Source organism: Streptomyces sp. NPDC002403 (genome assembly GCF_053593015.1).
In genome coordinates this window covers 16305-35176 of record NZ_JBSFBQ010000007.1, presented here as the reverse complement: position 1 = coordinate 35176, position 18872 = coordinate 16305, and the positions used below count along the sequence as shown (strand labels likewise).

General features: G+C 72.2%; 16 protein-coding genes. 11 read left to right on the top strand and 5 right to left on the bottom strand.

Translation table 11 applies throughout. The features are described 5' to 3' along the window. The first annotated feature begins 25 nt into the window (after positions 1-25). A complete protein-coding gene (locus tag ACWCPY_RS10895; RefSeq protein ID WP_451263995.1) occupies positions 26-1093 on the top strand; it encodes a cytochrome P450 in 1068 nt (355 codons plus the stop codon). Here the strand turns inward: ACWCPY_RS10895 and treY are convergent. Then, entirely contained in the window at positions 1053-3449 is a 2397-nt protein-coding gene (gene treY / locus ACWCPY_RS10890; protein WP_451263994.1) for a malto-oligosyltrehalose synthase, read from the bottom strand. The two genes, ACWCPY_RS10895 and treY, sit on opposite strands and share 41 nt — an antisense overlap. Before the next feature lie 90 nt (positions 3450-3539). Then, positions 3540-5705 (bottom strand): glycogen debranching protein GlgX, encoded by a 2166-nt coding sequence (gene glgX / locus ACWCPY_RS10885; RefSeq protein WP_451263993.1) that lies wholly within the window; start codon positions 5703-5705, stop codon positions 3540-3542. Between the two features lie 566 nt (positions 5706-6271). Between glgX and ACWCPY_RS10880 the strand changes: the two genes are divergently transcribed. Beyond that, the gene (locus ACWCPY_RS10880) at positions 6272-7504 is read left to right on the top strand and encodes an SAV2148 family HEPN domain-containing protein (RefSeq protein ID WP_451263992.1); all 1233 of its coding nucleotides are present in this window, start codon (positions 6272-6274) and stop codon (positions 7502-7504) included. Positions 7505-7582: 78 nt separating this feature from the next. Continuing rightward, a complete protein-coding gene (locus tag ACWCPY_RS10875) occupies positions 7583-8314 on the top strand; it encodes an exonuclease domain-containing protein (RefSeq protein WP_451263991.1) in 732 nt (243 codons plus the stop codon). A 37-nt stretch (positions 8315-8351) separates the two neighbouring features. Here ACWCPY_RS10875 and ACWCPY_RS10870 read toward each other — a convergent pair whose 3' ends face one another. Then, positions 8352-9218, bottom strand: coding sequence for a phosphotransferase enzyme family protein (locus ACWCPY_RS10870; RefSeq protein ID WP_451263990.1), 867 nt, complete (start codon positions 9216-9218; stop codon positions 8352-8354). 104 nt (positions 9219-9322) lie between these two features. On the opposite strand from ACWCPY_RS10870, the gene ACWCPY_RS10865 reads away from it, so the two are divergent. From ACWCPY_RS10865 to ACWCPY_RS10840, 6 genes are all read left to right on the top strand, one after another. Next, the gene (locus ACWCPY_RS10865; protein WP_451263989.1) at positions 9323-10294 is read left to right on the top strand and encodes a carbohydrate ABC transporter permease; all 972 of its coding nucleotides are present in this window, start codon (positions 9323-9325) and stop codon (positions 10292-10294) included. Beyond that, complete coding sequence (locus ACWCPY_RS10860) at positions 10291-11130, top strand: carbohydrate ABC transporter permease (RefSeq protein ID WP_451263988.1); 840 nt, start codon at positions 10291-10293, stop codon at positions 11128-11130. The genes ACWCPY_RS10865 and ACWCPY_RS10860 overlap by 4 nt, the downstream gene beginning before the upstream one ends. Next, positions 11130-12428, top strand: a complete 1299-nt coding sequence (locus tag ACWCPY_RS10855; protein ID WP_451263987.1) for an ABC transporter substrate-binding protein — start codon at positions 11130-11132, stop codon at positions 12426-12428. Before ACWCPY_RS10860 ends, ACWCPY_RS10855 begins: the two co-directional genes overlap by 1 nt. A gap of 407 nt (positions 12429-12835) precedes the next feature. Beyond that, positions 12836-14038, top strand: coding sequence for a S8 family serine peptidase (locus ACWCPY_RS10850; protein ID WP_451263986.1), 1203 nt, complete (start codon positions 12836-12838; stop codon positions 14036-14038). An 88-nt stretch (positions 14039-14126) separates the two neighbouring features. Further along, entirely contained in the window at positions 14127-14738 is a 612-nt protein-coding gene (locus ACWCPY_RS10845) for a DUF1697 domain-containing protein (protein ID WP_451263985.1), read from the top strand. Next, complete coding sequence (locus ACWCPY_RS10840; RefSeq protein ID WP_451263984.1) at positions 14735-15118, top strand: nuclear transport factor 2 family protein; 384 nt, start codon at positions 14735-14737, stop codon at positions 15116-15118. The genes ACWCPY_RS10845 and ACWCPY_RS10840 overlap by 4 nt, the downstream gene beginning before the upstream one ends. A gap of 7 nt (positions 15119-15125) precedes the next feature. On the opposite strand, the gene ACWCPY_RS10835 is transcribed toward ACWCPY_RS10840, so the two are convergent. Both ACWCPY_RS10835 and ACWCPY_RS10830 read right to left on the bottom strand, forming a co-directional pair. Further along, on the bottom strand, positions 15126-15983 hold the full coding sequence (locus tag ACWCPY_RS10835) for an ABC transporter ATP-binding protein (RefSeq protein ID WP_451263983.1): 858 nt from the start codon (positions 15981-15983) through the stop codon (positions 15126-15128). 14 nt (positions 15984-15997) lie between these two features. Continuing rightward, positions 15998-16867, bottom strand: a complete 870-nt coding sequence (locus ACWCPY_RS10830) for an aldo/keto reductase (protein WP_451263982.1) — start codon at positions 16865-16867, stop codon at positions 15998-16000. A gap of 113 nt (positions 16868-16980) precedes the next feature. On the opposite strand from ACWCPY_RS10830, the gene ACWCPY_RS10825 reads away from it, so the two are divergent. Together ACWCPY_RS10825 and ACWCPY_RS10820 are read left to right on the top strand one after the other, a co-directional pair. After that, positions 16981-17985, top strand: coding sequence for a ketopantoate reductase family protein (locus ACWCPY_RS10825; RefSeq protein WP_451263981.1), 1005 nt, complete (start codon positions 16981-16983; stop codon positions 17983-17985). An 83-nt stretch (positions 17986-18068) separates the two neighbouring features. After that, the gene (locus ACWCPY_RS10820) at positions 18069-18653 is read left to right on the top strand and encodes a TIGR03086 family metal-binding protein (RefSeq protein WP_451263980.1); all 585 of its coding nucleotides are present in this window, start codon (positions 18069-18071) and stop codon (positions 18651-18653) included. Positions 18654-18872: the final 219 nt, after the last annotated feature.

The following is an 18872-nucleotide window of genomic DNA, read 5'->3' as shown; positions in this document are numbered from 1 at the left end:
GCGCCCTGACGCCCGGGGGGTACCGATGCAGGCCGACGCGCCGGAAGGCATACCCGCGGCGGAACGCGGCCGCCGGACCGGCAGGCCGGCCCGCGGCCCCCGCCCGAGCACCGGCCCCAGCCTGCTCTCACCCGGCGCGGCGCACGACCCGTACCGGCTCTACCGCGTCCTGCGCGAGGAGTACCCGCTCAGCTACGACGCACCCCTGGGCGCCTGGCTGGTCAGCCGGTACGCGGACGTGGCCACCGCCCTCACCGACCCCCGGTTCGCCGGCCTCCCGCACGACACCGGACCCCGTGGCGGTCCCGCCCCGCTCGGCCTCTGCCACGGCGGCCCCCTCTGCGCACCCCGCAAGCACCGCACGGCCGCGCCAGGCCCGGTGCACCCTCACATGCCGTACCCCGGCCCGGTACCACGTCACACGGCGGCGCGGATCGAGCGGACCGCGTACGTCCTGGCGCGCCGGATCGCCGGCCGTCAACAGGCCGACCTGGTCCAGGAGTTCTGCCGCTGGCTGCCGGTCGGTGCCGCCCCCGGCGAGAGCGTCCGGCCGCACCGGCCGGCCGGCCCCGGGACAGGCATCGTGACCGGCACCGCCGCCGCACCCTGCACCCGGCACACCGGCCTCCGCGAGCGGGCGCTCGCCTCCTTCCTCGCCAATGTGCTGGACGCCCCCGACCTCCTCGCCGCCCTGCGCATCGAACCCGCCCTGGCCGACCGGGCCTGGACCGAGTCGCTGCGCCGCGACCCGCCGGTCCAGGTGGTGCTGCGCCGCACCGTCACCGAGGTCGCCCTCAGCGGCGGCACCCTGCCCGCCGGGGCGGACGTCGCCTGCCTGACCGGCGCGGCCGGCCGCGATCCGGCACGGTTCGCCGCCCCCGACCTCTTCGATCCCTTCCGCCGCGACCAGGGCCGGTCCCTCACCGGCCCCGCGGCCTGCCCGGCCGTCCTGCTCGGCCGGCTGGAGGCCCGGCAGGGCTTGGGCGCGCTGCTCGACGCGATGCCCCGGCTCCGCTGGGCCGACGGATTCCGCCCGGCCGGCGCCGGGCTGCTCACCCGCGGCCCGCGGGCCCTCCTCGTCCGGCCCGGCTGAGCAGCGCCACCGGCCGCACGGCGAAGAGCTCGCGGAGCGCGACCGATCCCCCGGCGAACTCCCGGCCGGACGTCAGCAGATCGCTCCACGGCCCGTCGTCGGGCAGCGCCAGCTCCGTGTCGTGCCAGCCGCCCGACTCCGCCAGCCGCAGCGACAGCCTGGTCACCGCGGTGACCACCTCGCCCGAGCGGCAGAACGCCAGACAGTGTGCGGCCGCCGGGCCACGGGCGTCCAGCGCGGTGTACGTACCGCACTCGCCGAACACCTCCGGCCGCTCGCGCCGCAGCCGCAGGGCGGCCGCCGTCAGCTCGCCCTTCTCGCCGAGGGCCCCGTCCAGCGACGGCTCGCGAAACGGCCGCCGGTTGTCCGGATCGACCAGAGCCAGATACTCCCGCTCCGTGCCCTGGTACAGATCCGGCACACCCGGCATCGTCAGATGCACCAGCGCCGCCCCCAGCACATTCGCCCGCACATACGGGTCGAGCCTGCTCGCGAACCGCTCCAGAATCTCGCGCACCGGACCGGAGCCCGCGGCCGGACCGGCCGCGACGAAGTCCGTCACCGCCCGCTCGTACCCCGGATCGGACTCGGTCCAGCTGGTGAAGAGCCCCGCCTCGCGGACCGCCTTCAGCAGCGCGGGCTCCAGTCGGCCCGCCATCTCGCGGCCGGGCAGTTTCGCGCAGCCCACGGCCGTCTGCCAGGCCTGCCAGGCGAGCTGGGCGTCGGGCGCGGTGGCCGGCGTGGCCCGCTCCAGCTCCGTCAGCAGCCCGGACCACGACTCCGGGCACTCCGTCAGCACCGCGATCCGGGCCCGCACATCGGCGCTCCGTTTGGTGTCATGGGTGGTCAGCGCCGTGCCGGTGGCCGGCCAGTCGCGGGCCAGCCGGGCACAGAACGCGTGGAACTCCTCCGGCGCCACCGCGGGCTGCCCGGGTTCGCCGCCCACCTCGTTGGCCGAGATCAACGGCACGTACCGGTAGAACGCCGTGTCCTCGACCGACTTGGCGCGCAACGCGGAAGCGGTCTGGGCGAACCGGGCACAGAACGCGGCCCGTTCGGGCCCCTCTCCCAGCCGCCCCAGAGCCAGCTCCCGGACCACGTCGACGGCAGAGGCCTCCTCCGCGACGGCGAACACCGCCTTCGCGTCCCGCACGACCGCGTCCGGCAGCGCCTGTTCGGCCGTCGCCGTGCAGGGCCCGCCGGCCGTCGCGTACGGGCGGTAGACCGGTACCCGCACCAGCAGTTCGCGCACCGCGGCGTGCAGCGTCCACGGGGCGTGGTCGCGCAGCGCGGGGTCGTCCGCGCAGATCCGTACCGCGAGCCGGGTCAGCAGCTCCGTCTCGGCGGCCAGTTCGTGCGTCACCACCCGGTACGCGGCACGGCGCACGGTCGCCGTCCAGTGACCGCCGCGGTCGCCGGCGGGGCCCGCGTACTCCCGGTAGCGGCCGACCAGCTCCGCCGCGCCCATCGGGTCGACGAACAGGCCGTCGACGCGGTGCAGCACGTCGTACCCGGTCGTCCCCGCGACGGCCCAGTCCGCGGGCAGCGGCTCCCCGCCGGTGAGGATCTTCTCCACCACGGTCCACCGCCCGCCGGTCGCCGCCGAGAGCCGCTCCAGGTAGGCCGCGGGGTCGGCCAGCCCGTCGGGGTGGTCGATGCGCAGCCCGTCCACGACACCGTCCCGGACCAGTTCGAGGATCTTGCCATGGGTGGCGGCGAAGACCTCGGGGTCCTCCACCCGCACCCCGATGAGCTCCGAGATGGTGAAGAAGCGCCGGTAGTTCAGTTCGGTGCGGGCCAGCCGCCACCAGCCCAGCCGGTAGTGCTGGGCGTCCAGCAGCTCGGGCAGCGGCAGACCGGCGGTGCCGGTCCGCAGCGGGAACTCCTGCTCGCCGTAGCGCAGCACGTCCCCGTCGGCCCGGAGCCTGCCGAACTCGTCGCCGATCCGCCCGCCGAGCACGGGCAGCAGCACCTTGCCGCCGCCCGCCGCCCAGTCGATGTCGAACCAGCGGGCGTACGGGGACCCGGGACCCTCGCGCAGCACCTCCCACAGCGCGTGGTTGTGGCGGGGGACGGCGGCCATGTGGTTCGGCACGATGTCCACGATCAGTCCGAGACCGTGCCCGCGCGCCGTGCGGGCCAGCTCCCGCAGCCCCTCCTCACCGCCGAGCTCGGCGCGGATCCGGCCGTGGTCGACGACGTCGTAGCCGTGCCGGGAGCCGGGCACGGCCTCCAGGACCGGGGACAGATGCAGATGGGAGACGCCGAGCGAGGCGAGATACGGCACGGCCTCCCCGGCGGCCGGGAACGGGAAGTCGGGCTGGAGCTGGAGCCGGTAGGTGGCGGTGGGCGTCATGCGGACGTTCGTACCCAGCCTGGCGGCTTCTGTGTCACGGAACGCCGCAAAGGGCTCGACCGGCGGTGTGCCCCGGCCGCCGGACACGCCCTACGCGGGCCGCTGCAGCACGGCCATGCTGCGTCCGACCAGCGTCACCCGATCGCCCGCCGCCACCTTCGGCCCCGAGCCGGGCATGACTCCGACCGGGCGGGCCGTCTCGACCACCACCAGCCACTGCCGGCCGAGGTTCACCGGAACGGAGAACTCCAGCGTCTCGGCGCTCGCGTTGAACATCAGCAGGAACGAGTCGTCGGAGATCCGCTCGCCGCGCGGCCCCGGCTCCGAGATCGCGTGTCCGTTGAGGAAGACCGTCAGCGCCTTGGCATGTGCGGCCTGCCAGTCCCGCTGCGTCATCTCGCGGCCCTCCGGCGTGAACCACGCGATGTCGGAGAGCTCGTCGTGGGTGCCCTCGACCGGACGGCCGTGGAAGAACCGGCGGCGACGGAAGACCGGATGGTCGCGGCGGAGCCAGACCATCGCCCGGGTGAACTCCAGCAGGCTGCTGCCGAGGCCGCTCTCCCCGTCCCGGCCGGCCTCCTCCACGTCGTCCTGTGCGGCTTCTTCCGGGTCCGGCCAGTGCACCCACGACAACTCGCTGTCCTGGCAGTACGCGTTGTTGTTGCCCTGCTGCGTCCGCGCGAACTCGTCGCCGTGGCTCAGCATCGGCACGCCCTGCGACAGCATCAGCGTGGCGATGAAGTTCCGCATCTGCCGCATCCGCAGATCCAGGACCTCCGGCTGGTCGGTGTCCCCCTCCGCGCCGCAGTTCCACGACCGGTTGTGACTCTCGCCGTCCCGGTTGCCCTCGCCGTTCGCCTCGTTGTGCTTGTCGTTGTACGAGACCAGGTCGTGCAGCGTGAATCCGTCGTGGCAGGTGGTGAAGTTGATCGAGGCGAGCGGCCGCCTGCCGTCGTCCTGGTACAGGTCCGACGAGCCGGTCAGCCTTCCCGCGAACTCGGCGAGGGTCCGGGGCTCGCCCCGCCACAGGTCGCGCACGGTGTCCCGGTACTTGCCGTTCCACTCCGTCCACAGCGGCGGGAAGTTCCCCACCTGATAGCCGCCCTCGCCCACGTCCCACGGCTCGGCGATCAGCTTCACCTGGCTGACCACCGGGTCCTGCTGCACCAGGTCGAAGAAGGACGACAGCCGGTCCACCTCGTGGAACTGCCGGGCCAGGGTGGCCGCCAGATCGAAGCGGAAGCCGTCCACGTGCATCTCCGTGACCCAGTACCGCAGCGAGTCCATGATCAGCTGGAGCACGTGCGGCGACCGCATCAGCAGGGAGTTCCCGGTCCCCGTGGTGTCCATGTAGTACCGCTGGTCGTCCGCCAGCCGGTAGTACGAGGCGTTGTCCAGGCCCCGGAAGGAGAGCGTCGGACCCAGGTGGTTGCCCTCCGCGGTGTGGTTGTAGACCACGTCGAGGATCACCTCGATGCCGGCCTGGTGCAGCGCCCGCACGGCCTGCTTGAACTCCAGCACCTGCTCGCCGCGGTCGCCCCAGGAGGCGTAGGCGTTGTGCGGGGCGAAGAAGCCGATGGTGTTGTAGCCCCAGTAATTGGCCAGCCCCGCGTCGGCCAGCCGGTGATCCTGGACGAACTGGTGAACCGGCATCAGTTCGATCGCCGTGACGCCCAGTTCGGTCAGATGGGCGATCACCTCCGGATGGGCCAGCCCCGCGTAGGTGCCGCGCAGCTCCTTGGGCAGTCCCGGGTGGAGCATCGTCAGGCCCTTCACATGGGCCTCGTAGATCACCGTGCGGTGGTAGTCCGTACGGGGCCGCCGGTCGTCGCCCCAGTCGAAGTACGGGTTGACCACGACCGAGGTCATGGTGTGCGGCGCCGAGTCGAGGTCGTTGCGCGCGTCGGGCCGGCCGAACGGATAGCCGTACACCGCCTCGCCCCAGCGGATCTGCCCGGCGACGGCGCGGGCGTACGGGTCGAGCAGCAGTTTGGCCGAATTGCAGCGGGCGCCGCGCTCCGGCTCGTACGGCCCGTGGACCCTGAATCCGTACCGCTGACCGGGCATCACGCCGGGCAGATAGGCATGGCGGACGAAGGCGTCCGTCTCCCTGAGCTCCACCGCCGTCTCGGAACCGTCGTCGTGCAGCAGGCACAACTCGATTCGTCTGGCGGCCTCCGAGAAGACCGCGAAGTTGGTCCCGGCGCCGTCGTACGTGGCACCGAGGGGATACGCCTGTCCCGGCCAGACCTGCATAGGTTCGACTCTTCCACTTCTGATCCGGGTGCCTGGGGCTTGCGGGCTGCCAGAACCCGTCCGACCCCTGATCCGCCGGACAGGCCCTGGAGCCTGCCGGGTGGCCTCCGACCGGGCGGCCACGCCCTGGCGCGCACGCTTCCCGCGTTGTCGTCGGTCGCCAACGCTCCGCGTTGACTCCCTCCTCCGCCTTGGAATCGCACGTACCAGACCGCGTCCGCTGTCCGACCGGAGGCCACCCGACAGGCTCTGAGCCAGATCTTCCCCGAAACAGGTGCGGCTACCTAGGACCGACCGGCACGTCACGCGGTCCGGTCAACATCGGGCCTCTCCGTGTAGCCCGGAACCGGGATCCGGAGCCCCGGCCCCGGCGCTCGCCCGGTACCGGGCGCCGTACGGGGTGCTCAATCACTATGAATCCCCTCACTACGGCAGATCTTGCCGCCGGAAACATCCTTGCGACATAGGGGAGTTGACGAAGCAGCATGTGCATCGGGCTGCACCGGCTCCCGCTCCCGGAGTACCCTTCCTTGATCGTTGGTGGGGGAGTGGAAGGCGGTGCGCGGGTGAGCTCGGGAGGCTTCGAGCTGCCCCCAGGTGACCCAGGTCACGAGGGGGAATCCACCGATGCCCCGCCGGGGGCGGTTTCACTTGCGCAGCCCATGGAGATCGGCGCGGAACTGGACTGGGGGGCGGACGCCTGGAGCGAGGTGCGTACGCGCGCCCAGCGGGCCGGGCGGGCCTACATCTGGCTGAATCTCGTGGAGCAGCGGCTGCGCGCCGTGGTGGCCGCGGTACTCCGGCCCATCTACGAGCCGGTGCACGGCGAGGACTGGGTGGTGGCCGCCGCCGGGCCCGCCGGACAGGAGTGGGTGCAGCGCGCCGTCGCCGTGCGCGAGGTCTCGCGCCGCAAGGGCTATCTGCTGGACCCCGCCGACGACAACGTCCTCAGCTTCCTCACGCTGCCGCAGCTGCGTGAGCTGATGGTCCAGCACTGGCCGTGCTTCGAGGCGTATTTCGACGACCGGCGCGAGGTGGAGCTGGCGCTCGACGAGCTGGAGGTCGCCCGCAACGTGGTCTCCCGCAACCGCGCCCTGAACGAGGCGGTCCTCGCCCAGGCCGAGCGCGCCTCCGCCCGGCTCCTGGAGATCCTGGGCAGCGGCGCCGCGGTGCCCTCGGCCGACCGGCTCCCGGTCGACGCCGTCGAGGAACTGGTCGGCGACCGCTACGCGGACGTGGTCTCCGTCCACTCCGACCGGGTACGGCTCCAGCGCCAGCTGCCGGCCGAGGATCTCTTCGGCGGTGCGCGCCGGCTCGACGCGATCGGCATAGGGCTCAACCTGCTGGTGCAGAACTTCTCCGGGCGCAGGCTCATCAGGCTCGCCGAGTCGGGCTGCCGGGTGCGGCTGCTCTTCATCAACCCGGCGAGCAGCGCGGTCAAGCGCCGGGAGCGGGAGCTGGGCCTGAAGAAGGGCGAGCTGAGCCGGTCGGTGGAGATGAACATCCTCCATATGCGCCGGGTCCGCTCCAAGCTCCGCGATCCGGGCGCCTTCGAGATCCATGTCTTCGACGAGACCCCGCGCTTCACGGCCTATCTGGTGGACGGCGACGGGACGGACGCGGTCGGGGTCGTGCAGACCTATCTGCGGCGCGCACGCGGCATGGAGGCACCCGTGCTGGTGCTGCGCGGCGGCGGGCGTGCCGTGGTCCGGGCGGGGCAGGACAACGAGCACGGGCTGTTCGAGACGTACCGCGAGGAATTCGAATCCGTGTGGGCGGACTCCCGGCCCGTCTCCTGAGGGGCCGCGACCGCGTTGTCAGTGGCGCGTGCGAGGGTGGTCATCACCTGGGGGAGAGCACCACGAAGGAGGTACGGGATGAGCTGGCACCGGGAGGCGCTGGTCGGCTTCGACCTGGAGACGACCGGCACCGATCCGCTGGAGGCCCGGATCGTGACGGCCGCGGTCGTCGGCGTCGGCGGCAGGGACGGGGAGCCGGTGCGCCAGCGCACCTGGCTGGCGGATCCGGGCATCCGGATTCCCGAGCAGGCCTCGGCTATCCACGGCATCAGCAGCGAGCGGGCGGCGGCGGAGGGCCGGCCGGTGCGCGAGGTGGCCGACGAGATCGCCGGGACGCTCACGGAGTACTGGCGCCGGGGCGTGCCGGTCGTCGCGTACAACGCCGCCTTCGATCTGACGCTGCTCACGGCGGAGTTGCAGCGGCACGGGCTGCCGTCGCTGAGCGACCGGCTCGAAGGGGCCGGCATCGGGCCGGTGATCGACCCGTACACCATCGACCGGGCCGTCGACCGCTACCGCAAGGGAAAGCGCAACCTGGAGGCGGTCTGCGTCGAGTACGGGGTGGTGCACGGCGGAGCCCATGACGCGGGGGCGGACGCGCTGGCCGCGGTCCGGGTGGCGTACGCCATAGCCGAGCGGCACGGCGCGGTCGCCGGGCTGACCGCCGCCGAGCTGCACGAGCGCCAGGTGGAGTGGTACGCGCAATGGGCGGCGGACTTCCAGCAGTTCCTGCGCCGCAAGGGCACCGCCGACGCGGTGGTCGACGGCCACTGGCCGCTGCGGGAGCCGGCCGGCGTCGCCGCCGGCTGACGGCCCGGCCCCGCGGCCAGGGTTCGCAGGGCGGCGCTCAGAACGGATACCACCGCACCGCCGTGTCACCGTCACGCAGCGAGGCCACTCGGCGGCGGAATTCCGCGAGGGCCTTCGGGTTGCCCGGCGCGTGCTGGGACACCCAGGCGCAGCTGGCCGTCTCCCGGGCCCCGCGAAGCACCGCGCAGCCCTCCCACTCACGGACGTCCCAGCCGTACGCGGCGGTGAACGCGTCGTACGCCTCGGGCGCCAGGCCGTACCGGTCCCGGGACAGGGCGAGCACCACCAGGTCGTGCTCGCGCAGATCCGCGGAGAAGGTCTCCAGATCGACCAGTACCGGCCCGTCCGGACCGACATGGACGTTGCGGGGCAGCGCGTCGCCGTGGATCGGTCCCGGCGGCAGATGCGGGACCAGTGCGGCGGCCGCCGCCGCGAAGCCGTCGCGGCGCTCGCGCAGATAGTCGGCGTCGGCCGGGTCGATCGTGTCGCCCGCGAGCCGCAGCCAGCGTTCGACGCCGCCCAGCAGTTCACGGCGCGGCAGACCGAGGCCGTCCAGAGCGGGCAGCGCGTGCACCAGGGTGAGCAGCTGCGCCAGGTCCCGCGGCTCGGCGGGTCGCACGGCGCCGGGCAGCCGGTGCCAGAGGGTCACGGGGTGGCCCTCGACCAGGCGCGCCGTGGCCTCGGCGGCCCGTACGGCGGGTACGCCCGAGTCGGCCAGCCACCGGGCGACGGCCACCTCGCGTTCGGCCCGGTCCCGTAGTTCGGGGTGGCGCTCGGCGTCCCGGCCGACCTTGACCACCAGGTCGCCGACGGCGAACACCGCGTTCTCACCCAGCGCGAGCAGCTCCGCACCGCCGGACAGTCCGGCAGCGGCCAGCACCTCACGCGCACGCATCTCGTTCATGGCTCCGATTTTCGCATCAGTGCAGGTTGGCTTGACGAACCGACGGCCCGTCAGCACGATGACGGAGGCCACCTGAGCGGCCAGAACGGTATAAAACCGATCGAATGACGCAAGGGGGCGAATTCATGACATTAACTAGTACAACCGTACGTTCGGAGCGTCACGGCCCGCCCGGCGGGCCGCAGGACAAGCGGCTCCGGCCGGCCGGCCGGAGCGCCGGCACCTGGTTCCTGGTGCTGCCCGCGCTGATCCCGATCCTGGTCCTGAGCATCGGCCCCCTGCTCTACGGCATCGCGCTGGCCTTCACCGACGCCCAGTCCGGCCGCACCCGCTCCACCCAGTGGGTGGGCGGGCTGAATTTCCAGGATCTGCTCCACGACACCCTCTTCTGGGACTCGTTCCGGATCGGCCTGGTGTGGGCGTTCGGCGTCACCGTTCCGCAGTTCGTACTGGCCCTCGGCCTCGCCCTGCTGCTCAACCAGAATCTGCGGATGCGCTGGCTGGCGCGGGCGCTGGCGATCATTCCGTGGGCGATGCCCGAGGTGGTCGTGGGCCTCATGTGGCGGCTCGTCTACAACCCGGACGCGGGCATCCTCAACGAGACCATCCGCGATCTCGGCCTCGGCGACGGCCGGGACTGGCTCACCGGACTCGCCACCGCCCTGCCCGCCGTGATCGTCGTGGGCGTCTGGGCGGGCATGCCCCAGACCACCGTCGCCCTGCTCGCCGGGCTGCAGAACACCCCGCAGGAGCTCCACGAGGCGGCCGCGCTGGACGGGGCCGGTGCCTGGCGCCGCTTCCGCACCGTCACCTGGCCCGTGCTCAGGCCGGTCGCGCTCGCCATCACCGCGCTCAACTTCATCTGGAACTTCAACTCCTTCGCGCTGGTCTACGTACTGACCAACGGCGGGCCCGGCGGGCGCACCCGGCTGCCGATGCTCTTCGCGTACGAAGAGGCCTTCCACTACGGACAGTTCGGATACGCCGCGGCGATGGGCTGTGTGATGGTCGCGGTGATCTCCGTGATCCTCGCCGTCCATCTCGCCGGCCGGCTCAGGGGAGGCGAGGACCGATGAGCACGCGTACCGGCAGAACCGCACGTGCCGGACAGTACGCCGCGCTGCTCGGCTATCTGGTCTTCCTGGCGTTCCCGTTCCTCTGGCTGGTCTCCACCGCCTTCAAACCGGCGCGAGAACTCGGCTCCCTGCATCCCACCTGGATCCCCGACCATCCGACGCTCGACAACTTCCGCAAGGCCTTCGACGAGCAGCCGCTGCTCCAGGCCGCCGCCAATTCTCTGATCGCCGCGGTCTGCGCCGCCCTCATCGCGGTCGTCGTCGCCACCCCCATGGCGTATGTGATGGCCCGCCGCCGATCCAGGCTCTCGACGGCGGCCACCGCATGGGTCGTGATCAGCCAGGCGTTCCCGCTCGTCCTGCTGGTCATCCCGCTCTTCCTGATCCTGAAGAACCTCCATCTGATCAACACCCTGTGGGGGCTGATCATGGTGTACGTCGTCTGGGCCCTGCCCTTCGCGCTCTGGATGCTGGTCGGCTACGTACGGGCCGTGCCCGCCGAGCTGGAGGAGGCCGCCTCGGTCGACGGCGCGGGCCGGCTGCGGACTCTCGTCTCGGTCACGGCACCGCTGCTGGCCCCCGGCATCGTCGCCACCGCGCTCTTCGCCTTCATCACCGCGTGGAACGAGCTCTTCTTCGCGCTCGTCCTGCTCAAGACCCCGGAGAAGCAGACCTTGCCGGTCGTACTGACCCACTTCATCGGTGCTGAGGGCGCGGCCGACCTCGGGCCGCTCGCCGCCGCCGCGTTCCTCGCCACCCTGCCCTCGCTGGTGATCTTCGCGATCATCCAGCGGCGGATCACGGGCAGCATGCTGGCCGGGGCGGTGAAGAGCTGATGCGGGCATCCCTGCGGACGACGGCCGCCGCAACGGCCACCGCGCTGGCACTGCTGCTCACCGGCTGCGCCGGGACGGACGACGGGCGGGGCGCCGACGGGCGGATCGAGCTCAGCTTCCAGTCGCTGGCCTGGCAGAAGGAGTCCGTCGAGGCCAACGAACAGCTGGTGAAGGAGTGGAACGAGGCCCACCCGGACATCCATGTCAGCTACGTCCAGGGCAGTTGGGACACCGTCCACGACCAGCTGCTCACCTCCTTCGAGGGCGACGAGGCGCCGGACATCATCCACGACGCCTCCGACGACCTGGCCGACTTCGCCTACAGCGGCTACCTCGCGGATCTGCGCGGGCTGCTCCCCGGCCGGCTGACCGCCGACATCCCGCGGCAGAGCTGGTCCACCACCACCTTCGGCGACGGCGTCTACGGCGTGCCGTTCCTCCAGGAGCCCCGCGTCCTGATCGCCAACACCGAGATCCTCACCGAGTCCGGGGTCCGCGTCCCGACCCCCGACGAGCCGTGGAGCTGGGAGGAGTTCCGGCAGGTCACCAAGGAACTGACGGGCAAGGGCCGGTACGGCGTCGCCTGGCCGCTCAAGGAACCGGTCTCCCTCACTCTCAACCTCGGACTCTCCAGCGGCGGACAGCTCTTCCACCGCGGCGCCGACGGCAAGGTGACCATCCGCGCGGACGAGGGCGACCAGGTGGTCCCCGGCACCATCCACGACCAGGTCGGGACCGACCGCAGCGCCTCGCGCGCCGCACTCGGCATGGGCGGCTCCGACACCCTGCCCGGGTTCTTCGGCGGCAAGTACGCGATGGTGCCGCTGGGCTTCTCGTACCGCCAGCAGGTCGTCGAGCAGGCGCCCGAGGGCTTCGAGTGGACGGTCCTGCCGGCCCCCGCGGGCAGCGCGGGCCTCGCCCAGGGCGTGAGCCCCCAGACCCTGTCCGTCTCGGAGGCCAGCCCGCACAAGAAGGAGGCCGCGCAGTTCATCGACTTCATGCTCCGGCCGCCGAACATGGTGCGCCTGGCCAAGGGCGACTGGATGCTCCCGACCGGCACCGAGGCCCTCGCCGACCCCTCCCTGCACACCGCCGAGAACGGCTGGGCGACCGGTGTCGCCGTCGCGGAGGCGCTCCGGCCGGCGCCCGCCCAGTCGGTGCGCGGCTACCCGGAGTGGAAGGACAAGGTCGCCACGCCCGCCCTCCAGGAGTACTACAGCGGGGCCATCGGGGCGCGGGAGCTGAGGAAGCGTCTGGTCGACGACGGGAACCGGGTCCTGGCCCGCTACCAGCGTTGAGGTACTGAGGTTGTGAGGTGCCGCTCGCCCGGCCGGTGGGGCCATCGGGGTCCGCGTCGTCCGGAGCCGACCTCAACGTGGTCACCTCGTGAGAGCTCTGTGAACACGGGGATGGAATCAAGCCGCCGCCCCGCCCGTCCGTACGGTCGGGCGGGGTTGGTCTTCCCGAGTGCGAAGAGCGCCGGTCGTGCCCCGGGCCCGGTGTGCGCGGCGGATGTCGCGGCGGCCGCGCCCGACTTGGGCGCGGCTGGCCGGTTTCTTATTACGAAACTTTGTTGAGTAAGTCACAGCCGCATGAAGGTCTTGATCTGGGCGCGTCAATCGGCGAGGGTTTCGAGCCAGCCCCCCGGAGATCTTCCGGCCGGGGGTCGATCCCCCCACAAAGAATGACGAGGAGACCCCTCTTCATGGCAATTCACAAGCGCGCACGCCGGATCAAGCTGACCGCGGCGATAACCGCCGTGGCCGCGGCCGCCGGAGTCACCCTGCTCAACACCTCCATCGCCGGGGCGGCCCCCGCCCCCGCGATGGGTGTCGTCTACGGCGCGGACGCGGCGGACGCCGTCTCCGGCAGCTACATCGTGATGCTGGACCAGAAGGCCGACAAGGCGAAGCTCGCCAAGGAGTACGGCGGCAAGCTGCAGCGGAACTACAGCTCCGCCATCAACGGCTTCTCCGCCAGCGGCCTTTCGCTCACCGAGGCCAAGCGTCTGGCGGCCGACCCGGCCGTCTCCAAGGTCGTCCAGAACAAGAAGTTCCACATCGACGAGACCCAGCAGAACCCGCCGTCCTGGGGGCTGGACCGGATCGACCAGACCGAGACGGCCGGCGACAACGCGTACACCTACCCGGACAGCGCGGGCGAGGGTGTCACCGCGTACGTCATCGACACCGGCGTCCGTACCACGCACAACGAGTTCGAGGGCCGGGCCAGCTCGGGCTACGACGCCGTGGACAACGACGACAGCGCCGACGACGGCAACGGCCACGGCACCCATGTGGCGGGGACCATCGCCGGTGCGACCTACGGGGTTGCCAAGAAGGCCAAGATCGTCGCTGTCCGGGTGCTCGACGACTCCGGCTCGGGCACCACCGAGCAGGTCGTCGCCGGTATCGACTGGGTCACCGAGAACCACGAGGGCCCCTCCGTCGCCAACATGAGCCTCGGCGGCGGCGCGGACGAGGCACTCGACGCCGCGGTCCAGAAGGCCATCGCCTCCGGAGTCACCTTCGCGGTGGCCGCCGGCAACGACTCCTCCGACGCGAGCGAGAGCTCCCCGGCCCGCGTCCCCGAGGCCATCACGGTCGCCTCGTCCACGGTGGACGACGAGCAGTCGTACTTCTCCAACTACGGCCCGATCGTGGACATCTACGCCCCGGGATCGGACATCACCTCGTCCTGGAACGACAGCGACGACGGCTCCAACACCATCTCCGGCACCTCCATGGCGACCCCCCACGTCGTCGGTGCCGCCGCCGTCTACCTCGCCGGTCACCCGGACGCCACCCCCGAGGAGGTCGCCACGGCACTGACCGACGGGGCCACCCCCGACGCGATCTCCAACGCGACCGAGGGCACGCCGAACAAGCTGCTGAAGGTCGTCGAGTAACCGGCCCGCAGCCACGACAGGCCGCCGCGCCCTCCCCCACGGGGCGCGGCGGCCGCGTCGTGCGAAGAGATCGTCCTATGGTGTGCCCATGACCATGTACGCGGCGCTGTTGCGCGGGATCAATGTGAGCGGCCACAAGAAGCTCCCGATGGCCGAACTCCGTACACTGCTCACCGAACTGGGACACGGAGACGTCCGAACCCACCTGCAGAGCGGCAACGCCGTCTTCAGCAGCCCGTCGGACGACGAGAACGCACTCGCCGCCGAACTGGAGCAGGCCGTCGAGAAGCGCTTCGGCTTCTTCGTGCCCTGCCTGGTCCGGGCCGGTGCCTACCTGGCGGCAGTTGCGGCGGCCTGCCCGTTCCCGGCCGCCGAACTCGAAGGAAAACAGCTCCACATCACCTACTACGACCAGCCGGTCGACGCCGGCCGCTTCGCCCGGATCGACCCGGCGGCCTTCCTCCCCGAGGCATTCGGACTCGGCGACCGCGCCCTCTACCTCTACGCCCCCGACGGACTGGGCCGCTCGAAGCTCGCCGAGGCGCTGTCCCGCTCCTCCGTCACCAAGGGCCTCGTCGCCACCTCGCGCAACTGGAACACCGTGGTCAAGCTGGTGGAGATGACGGCACCCACAGGGACCACGGCACCCACAGGGACCACGCCGCCCCCGGCACCCGCGCACGACGGAGCCCGCACATGACCGAACCGTCACCCGGCGTGGCCGCCGCGGTCGAGGGCGAGCTGCGCCTCCTGGACCCGGCCGTGCGCGCCTCCGCCGAACTCCTCGCCCGGCTGCTGCACCCCGACTACCGCGAGATCGACTACACCGGCCGGGTCTGGGACCGCGACACCATGATCGCCTCGCTCACCGCGGCGGACGCCCCGCGCCCCGGCCCGCTCACCGCGTCCCGGATGAGCGGGGTCCAGCTCGCCGACGACCTCGTCCACCTCACCTACGACACCGAGACGAAGGGACGCCTCGCCCATCGCAGTTCGGTGTGGCGGATGACCGACGAGGGCTGGGTGCTCTACTTCAACCAGGCCACACCGTTCGACGGCGTTGCCGGAACCGACGGCTGAGCAGCGGTCAGCGACGGGCCACGCGCTGAGCCCGGGCCGCCCACCGGCCGTCCGTACGGGAGATCCGCACCGGGTGCCCGAAGCAGTCGCTGACCCGGTCGGTGGTCAGTACCTCGTCCGCCGGACCCGAGGCCACGCACCGGCCGCCCCGCAGCAGCAGCGCGTGCGTGGTGGAGGCGGGCAGCTCCTCCAGGTGATGGGTGACCAGGACCGTGGCCAGCTCCGGATGCTCCTCCCGCAGCACATCCAGGCTGTCGAGCAGCTGCTCGCGCGCGGCGAGGTCGAGGCCGGTGGCCGGCTCGTCGAGCAGCAGCAGCCGCGGCTGCGGCATCAGGGCGCGGGCGATGAGCGTACGGCCCCGCTCGCCCTGCGACAGCGCCGGCCAGCGCGAGCCCGACTTGCCGCCCATGCCGAGCATCTTCAGCAGCCGCTCCGCCCGGTCCCGCTGCTCCTCGCTCACCGACCGGCGCGGCACCGGCTCGACCGAATTGGTCAGACCGGTCAGCACCACCTCGTGCACCGACAGCGGGGAACGCAGCGGATGACGCGGATTGACATGCCCGAGCAGCGACCGCAGCTCCCGGAGATCGACCCGGCCGAGGGTGCGTCCCAGCACCTCCACCGAGCCCCGGGTGGGGTGGTTGACCGCGCCGAGCAGCCCCAGCAGCGTGCTCTTCCCGGCGCCGTTGGCACCGAGCAGCGCCCAGTGCTCGCCGCTCCGGACGGTCAGCGAGACCGAGTCGAGCAGCACATTGCCCTCCCGCACGAGCGAGACGGCATCGGCCCGGATCACCGGGGCGGAACCACCCGGTTCGGGAGCGGCAGCCGGGGCGGGGACGGCGGGGGTGGTGCGGGGGGTGGTCATGGGCGAGCGCTCCTTCACGCGGGTGCGAGAGCCTCCAGGCGGCTCAGGTCCTCGGTGGACAGCCGGATCTCCCGGGCCCCCAGGTTCTCCGCCAGATGGGCGGGCGAACCGGTGCCCGGGGTCGGGCACAGCACGGGGGACCGGTGCAGCAGCCAGGCGAGGGCGATCTGCCCGCGGGTGGCACCGTGCCGGTCGGCGATGCCGGTGAGCGCCGCGGCGGCGTCGCCGGTCAGAGCGCCGTTGGCCAGCGGGAACCAGGGCAGAAAGGCCAGGCCGTGGGCCTCGCACACCTTCAGTACCGCGTCCGACGAACGGTCGAGGAGATTGAAGCGGTTCTGCACCGAGGCGATCCCGGTCAGGGAGAGCGCCTGCTCCAGCTGGTCGGCGGTGAGGGTGTCCAGACCGATGTACCGGATCTTACCCTCCTGCCGCAGTGCATCCAGGGTGCCCAGCTGGTCGGCCATCGGCACCTCGGGGTCCAGCCGGTGCAACTGGTAGAGGTCGATCCGGTCCGTCCGCAGCCGCCGCAGACTGGCCTCGCACATCGCCCGCAGCTGCTCCGGCCGGCCCGCGATGTGCCAGGCGCTGTCACTGGTGCGCACCACACCGCCCTTGGTCGCGATCACCAGATCCTCGCGGTACGGGTGCAGCGCCTCGGCGACGAGCTCCTCGGCCAGCCCCGGACCGTAGTTGTCGGCGGTGTCCACGAGCGTGACGCCCTGCTCGACGGCGGCCCGCAGCACCGCCACGGCGTCCTGCCGCTCACCGCGCGGGCCCCAGTAGCCGGGGCCGGTCAGCTGGGCGGTGCCGTAGCCGAGCCGGCGTACGGGCAGTTCGCCGCCGAGCAGGAACACATCATCGGGAAGGGGTGCGAGAGAAGACATGACGGGAACACTAGTCGCAATCGGTGCTGTGGCCACGGACCCTATGCTGAGGCGCCGACGCCCCTTCGAGGGGGCGGGATTTCTGACCTGTGGGCCGTGGAACGGGAGTCGGGATGCGTTACGTCGTCATCGGGGCGGGTGCCGTCGGCGGTGCCATCGGGGGACGTCTGGCCGAGGCCGGCCACGAGGTCGTGCTCGTGGCGCGCGGTGCGCAGTACGAGGCACTGCGGACCGGCGGGCTGCGGCTCGTCACCCCCGAGGGCGCCCGCACCCACCGGCTCCCCGTCGTGGACCGGCCCGAGGCGCTCGATCTGACCGCGGAGGACGTACTCGTACTCGCCGTCAAGACGCAGGACAGCACGGCCGCCCTCGACGCGTGGAGCGTCCGGCCGGTCGCCGGCGGCGGCACGGCGGGGGAGCGGCTGCCGCTGGTCTGCGCGCAGAACGGGGTGGAGAGCGAACGGCTCGCCCTGCGCCGCTTCCGCCGGGTGTACGGCATGTGCGTCTGGCTGCCCGCCACCTTCGTCCGGCCCGGCGAGGTCTCCGCCGCCGGTACCCCGCTGACCGGCATCCTGCACCTGGGCCGCTACCCCACCGGGACCGACGGGACGGCCCGGCTGATCGCCGCCGACCTGGAGAAGTCGAAGCTGCTCGCCCCCGTCGTGCCGGACGTGATGCGCTGGAAGTACGGCAAGCTGCTCTCCAACCTCGCCAACGCGATCGAGGCCGTCACCGGCCCGCTCGGCGGACAGGCTGCCCTCGAACTGTTCGAGCGCGCGCACGCCGAGGGGACGGCCGTGCTCACCGCCGCCGGAATCGACCCGGTCGGCCGGGAGGAACAGGCGGCGGTACGCGCCGGAAGGATCCGCTTCGAACCGTTCGACGGCTCCCCGCGCGGCGGCGGTTCGTCCTGGCAGAGCCTCTGCCGGGGCACCGGCACGATCGAGGCCGACTTCCTCAACGGCGAGATCGTGCTGCTCGGCCGCCTCCACGGAATTCCCACCCCGGTCAACGAGGTGCTCCGCCGCACCGCGAACGCCTTCGCGCGCGAGCGCCGGGAGGCCGGCTCGATGCCCGTGGCCGAGCTCGTCGCGCTCGTCGACGCCGAGGGTTCCTGAGCGGGCCGCACCGGACGGCGCCGCCTGCTCCCGCGTCGCATTTCTTCAATACCGGCCGCCGGGAAGACCTCAGACTGGGACGCATGAAGAACGAGCACGCGTACCTGACCGAAGTCGCCGCCGAGGCGGCCCGCATCGCCCGCTCCGTCCGGGCCGAGCAGCTCGACGCACCGGACTCGCCCTGCGGCGACTGGGATGTGCGCGGGCTCGTCAACCACTGGGTGCTGTACACCTCCCACGGCCTGGAGCACCGCGCCCTGCGCAAGGACCTCCCGGAGGAGCTCACCGCCCGCGACTTCACCGCCGACGCCGACTGGGCGCAGCAGTACGCCGCGCAGCTGGACCGCGCGGTCGCCGCCTGGTCCGACCCGGCGGTCTGGGAGGGCGAGGTCGACCTCGGGGGTTCGACCACCCCGGCCGCCGACATCGCCGCGATGCTCATCGCGGAGACGGCCCTGCACGGCTGGGACGTGGCCCGTGCCGTCGGCGAGGAGTACCGGCTCTCCGACGGGGCGGCCGCCTACGTCCTGGGCGTCGTCGACAGCATGGCCGCGCTCTACCGGCAGTACGACGGCTTCGCCGACGAGGTGACGGTGCCCGCGTCGGCTTCGGTCTTCGAGCAGGCACTGGCCCACAGCGGACGCGACCCGCAGTGGACCGGGGCCTGATCCGGACGGGCGTCCCCGGTCCTCCCCGCAGGAGAGAGAAGGGGCTGCGGCGCCAGGCCCGCCGCGGCCACGGCCCGGCGCAGCAGCTCGTCCTCGTCCGGCTCGACGGGCGGCTCGGCGCAGATGGCCTCGACCCGCCACCGCGGGGCGCCCGGCTCCCCGCAGCCGTGCCCGTACTCCCGGAGGATCACCCCGCGCAGTTCGTCGTCCGGACCGGAG

Excerpts from the sequence above, each read along its gene's own strand:
- ACWCPY_RS10895 (WP_451263995.1), top strand. The coding sequence starts at position 26 with ATGCAGGCCGACGCGCCGGAAGGCATACCCGCGGCGGAACGCGGCCGC.
- treY (WP_451263994.1), bottom strand. The coding sequence starts at position 3,449 with ATGACGCCCACCGCCACCTACCGGCTCCAGCTCCAGCCCGACTTCCCG.
- glgX (WP_451263993.1), bottom strand. The coding sequence starts at position 5,705 with ATGCAGGTCTGGCCGGGACAGGCGTATCCCCTCGGTGCCACGTACGAC.
- ACWCPY_RS10875 (WP_451263991.1), top strand. The coding sequence starts at position 7,583 with ATGAGCTGGCACCGGGAGGCGCTGGTCGGCTTCGACCTGGAGACGACC.
- ACWCPY_RS10870 (WP_451263990.1), bottom strand. The coding sequence starts at position 9,218 with ATGAACGAGATGCGTGCGCGTGAGGTGCTGGCCGCTGCCGGACTGTCC.
- ACWCPY_RS10865 (WP_451263989.1), top strand. The coding sequence starts at position 9,323 with ATGACGCAAGGGGGCGAATTCATGACATTAACTAGTACAACCGTACGT.
- ACWCPY_RS10860 (WP_451263988.1), top strand. The coding sequence starts at position 10,291 with ATGAGCACGCGTACCGGCAGAACCGCACGTGCCGGACAGTACGCCGCG.
- ACWCPY_RS10855 (WP_451263987.1), top strand. The coding sequence starts at position 11,130 with ATGCGGGCATCCCTGCGGACGACGGCCGCCGCAACGGCCACCGCGCTG.
- ACWCPY_RS10850 (WP_451263986.1), top strand. The coding sequence starts at position 12,836 with ATGGCAATTCACAAGCGCGCACGCCGGATCAAGCTGACCGCGGCGATA.
- ACWCPY_RS10845 (WP_451263985.1), top strand. The coding sequence starts at position 14,127 with ATGACCATGTACGCGGCGCTGTTGCGCGGGATCAATGTGAGCGGCCAC.
- ACWCPY_RS10840 (WP_451263984.1), top strand. The coding sequence starts at position 14,735 with ATGACCGAACCGTCACCCGGCGTGGCCGCCGCGGTCGAGGGCGAGCTG.
- ACWCPY_RS10835 (WP_451263983.1), bottom strand. The coding sequence starts at position 15,983 with ATGACCACCCCCCGCACCACCCCCGCCGTCCCCGCCCCGGCTGCCGCT.
- ACWCPY_RS10830 (WP_451263982.1), bottom strand. The coding sequence starts at position 16,867 with ATGTCTTCTCTCGCACCCCTTCCCGATGATGTGTTCCTGCTCGGCGGC.
- ACWCPY_RS10825 (WP_451263981.1), top strand. The coding sequence starts at position 16,981 with ATGCGTTACGTCGTCATCGGGGCGGGTGCCGTCGGCGGTGCCATCGGG.
- ACWCPY_RS10820 (WP_451263980.1), top strand. The coding sequence starts at position 18,069 with ATGAAGAACGAGCACGCGTACCTGACCGAAGTCGCCGCCGAGGCGGCC.